Raw genomic sequence first — 3,100 nt, forward strand, 5'->3', positions numbered from 1 at the left:
GCAACGGCGCGCGCAGATGCGCGCGGCGGCCGCGCGGGTGCAGGCATTGGGCGAGCGCAGCGGCCGCCCGGTGTGGGTGGCCGAGCTGGGCCTGCGCTCGGCGCACGGCAGTCTGGCAGCGCCCTGGGAAAGTCCGGAGCAACGCACGGCCGAGGTCGACACCGCGTTGCAGGCGCAGGTGCTGCGCGAGTGGCGCGAGGTGCTCGACGCGCAGCCGCGCATCGCCGGCATCGCGCTGTGGTGCTGGTACACCGATCCGGACGCCGGCGGCGCGCGCGACAGCGATTTCACCGTGCAGCACAAGCCGGCGCAGGCGGTGCTCAAGCGGTGAGGGTCAGGGATCAGGGGGCGCGCTTCGCCCTTGGCAGGAGTCAACTGTCATGCAACCACGACGAACGGAGTAGGCGGACGATCTGACCTCGGAAGCCGTCGTGACTGATCCCACAAAAGGGCGGCGAGAGTCCCTCCCACATCACGTACGGACACCGATCATCGCGAGTCCATTTGGGAGTCGCAGTCGCAGTTGCTTGGCTTTGGCTGTTGCTCTTGCCCTTGCTTTTGACTTACCGGGTTCCCTTCCGAAGCGGCGGCCATCGCGGGGAAATACCCGAAGGGCGGCGTACATGGATGTGCGCCGTCCGCGGCAGGGCAGGGCTCGCCGGAAAAGGCGAAGCACTGCTTCGCCCCGGCGGGCGGGCTGGCGCCGTGAGGCGACTGCCCCGGACTTGGCTGCGAAGCAGCCAAGCCCCTTCCGCGGATCCCCGTGATGGACGCGGACCCGGAGCGCGTCAGCGCGGAGGGCGCGAGGCAGGGTGTGCTTGACCAGCCTTCGGCTGTGGTAAAGCGCTTCTTTTGGTTACTTTTCTTTGCACAAGCAAAGAAAAGTAACTCGCCGCTAGGCGAAAGCTTTGCTCTTGCACTCGTTGTCACCATGGCTGAATTGTGCGGCATCAGCCGCGGCCGCACCTCATCGGAACGCCCGGTCGCGGCTGACGCTCCCACAGAAAAGCACGAAGACGGAGCCTGCAACGCACTGAGCGCATAATCGGCGGATGATCATCGACTCGTTGCTGGACACCGACCTCTACAAGTTCACCATGATGCAGGCGGTGCTGCATCAGCATCCCGGCGCGCAGGTGGAATACCGCTTCAAGTGCCGCACCCCGGGCATCGACCTGGCGCAGTACCTGCCGCAGATCTCGGCGGAGATCGACGCGCTGTGTGCGCTGCGCTTCCGCGAGGACGAGCTGGACTACCTGCGCGCGATGCGCTTCATCAAGCCGGACTTCGTCGATTTCCTGGCGCTGTTCCACCTGGACCGCAAGTACCTGCAACTGCAGGCCTCGACCAGCGTGCCCGGGGAGATCGAGCTGCATATCCGCGGGCCGTGGCTGCACACCATCCTGTTCGAGGTGCCGCTGCTGGCGATCGTCAACGAGGTGTGGTTCCGCAACGCCGGCGGCGCCGACCATGCCGAAGGCCTGCGCCGCCTGCAGGCCAAGATCGCGCTGCTGCGCGACACCCCGGGCTACGACAACTGCGCCATCGCCGACTACGGCACCCGCCGCCGCTATTCGCGCGCCTGGCACGGCGAACTGCTGCCGGTGCTGCAGCAGACCCTGGGCAAGCAGTTCGTCGGCACCAGCAACGTGTACTTCGCCCGCCGCTACGGACTGACCCCGCTGGGCACGATGGCGCATGAATACCTGCAGGCGTTCCAGGCGCTGGGGCCGCGGCTGCGCGATTCGCAGGCGGCGGCGCTGGAATCGTGGGCGCGCGAGTACCGCGGCGATCTCGGCATCGCGCTGTCGGACGTGGTCGGCCTGGATGCGTTCCTGCGCGATTTCGACCTGTACTTCTGCAAGCTGTTCGACGGCATGCGCCACGATTCCGGCGATCCGTTCGAATGGGGCGAGCGGGTGCTGGCGCATCTGCAGCGGCATCGGGTGGATCCGCGCAGCAAGATCCTGGTGTTCAGCGATGGCCTGGACATCGACAAGGTGATGCGGCTGTACGCGCATTTCCGCGACCGCTGCATGCTGGCGTTCGGCGTCGGCACGCACCTGACCAACGATCTGGGCCTGGTGCCGCTGCAGATCGTGATCAAGATGGTCCGCTGCAACGGCCAGCCGGTGGCCAAGCTCAGCGACTCGCCCGGCAAGACCCTGTGCGACGATCCGGCCTATCTGGCCTACCTGCGGCAGGTGTTCCAGGTGCCGGCCGAGGAACGGCACTGAGCCTGGGCGGCCCTGCCGGTGCCGACCCAGCGCCGGTCCCGGAGCGGGCGGGCAGGGGTCGCAGTTCGGCGCATCAGGGCTTTGCGGTGAAGAAAGAGTGAGATACACTGCGTCACAAAGTGAGAACTGTGTCGCATTAGTGACGGCCGGCAACGGTCGGCCCGGGGCGCCACACCCGCTACGCCGTTGTCGTTCCGTCCCTGCCCAGAGACTTCCTCGATGAGCGCTCACGCGTTGCAGACCCATTACCGCACCCACGCCTGTTCGCGGCAGTGGCGCGGCTTTCTGCGCGCGCTCGCCGAGGAGTTCGCCGCGGAGCTGGGCGCCGAGGACCTGGCCCTGCTGATGGCGCGCATCGGCCGCCGCTTCGCCGCCGAACACCCGGTCGGCGCCTGCACCACCCTGCAGGAGCTGGAGGACGCGGTGAACCGCGTCTGGGACCGGCTGGAGTGGGGCTATGCGCGCTTCGAGGAGCACGCCGACCGCGTCGAGCTGCTGCACGCCGGCTCGCCGCTGCACATCGGCTTGGCCGGGCAGGCCGGCGGTGCCGACGGCTTCCTGGAAGGGGTATATCAGGCATGGTTCATGCAGGTGGGGATGTCGGCCGGCCTGGGCGTGCGTGCGTTGTCGTCCGGACACGAAGACCTGCGCCGCTTCGTGCTGGCCAGGGCCGGCTGAGCGCGGCGGTAGCGACCGACTATTTTCAGATCGTCATGAGGGGCGTCATGTCCAAGAAGTCCAAGCAAACGGGTGCCGAAACCGGCGACGACGTCTCAAGCCTGTTCGCCAAGCTCGGCAGCAATGGCGCCACCGCCTACCAGGATTTTTCCGCCGACCGGCTCAGCGCCGCGGAGCCGGCTGCC

Annotated in this window: 3 protein-coding genes and 1 pseudogene; all 4 read left to right on the forward strand. The window is 67.5% G+C overall.

The window, feature by feature from the left end:
* Nucleotides 1-331: pseudogene (locus D180_RS16305) on the forward strand (glycosidase-like protein); the annotation flags it as partial.
* 435 nt (nt 332-766) lie between these two features.
* Nucleotides 767-1,045 carry a hypothetical protein gene (locus D180_RS24260; RefSeq protein WP_152246793.1) on the forward strand — a complete coding sequence of 93 codons (279 nt, stop codon included), beginning with the start codon at nt 767-769 and terminating at the stop codon, nt 1,043-1,045.
* A gap of 7 nt (nt 1,046-1,052) precedes the next feature.
* Nucleotides 1,053-2,237: a nicotinate phosphoribosyltransferase gene (pncB, locus tag D180_RS16310; protein ID WP_017913636.1), complete on the forward strand. Its 1,185-nt coding sequence runs from the start codon at nt 1,053-1,055 to the stop codon at nt 2,235-2,237.
* 219 nt (nt 2,238-2,456) lie between these two features.
* The gene (locus D180_RS16315; protein WP_043091163.1) at nt 2,457-2,915 is read left to right on the forward strand and encodes a cellulose biosynthesis protein BcsD; all 459 of its coding nucleotides are present in this window, start codon (nt 2,457-2,459) and stop codon (nt 2,913-2,915) included.
* Nucleotides 2,916-3,100 lie beyond the last annotated feature (185 nt).

This window comes from Xanthomonas sp. SHU 166, assembly GCF_000364685.1.
GTDB lineage: Bacteria > Pseudomonadota > Gammaproteobacteria > Xanthomonadales > Xanthomonadaceae > Xanthomonas_A > Xanthomonas_A sontii.

Bases quoted from the DNA above. Each gene is read 5' to 3' on its own strand.
- D180_RS16315 (WP_043091163.1), top strand. From the start codon at position 2,457: ATGAGCGCTCACGCGTTGCAGACCCATTACCGCACCCACGCCTGTTCG.
- D180_RS24260 (WP_152246793.1), top strand. From the start codon at position 767: ATGGACGCGGACCCGGAGCGCGTCAGCGCGGAGGGCGCGAGGCAGGGT.
- pncB (WP_017913636.1), top strand. From the start codon at position 1,053: ATGATCATCGACTCGTTGCTGGACACCGACCTCTACAAGTTCACCATG.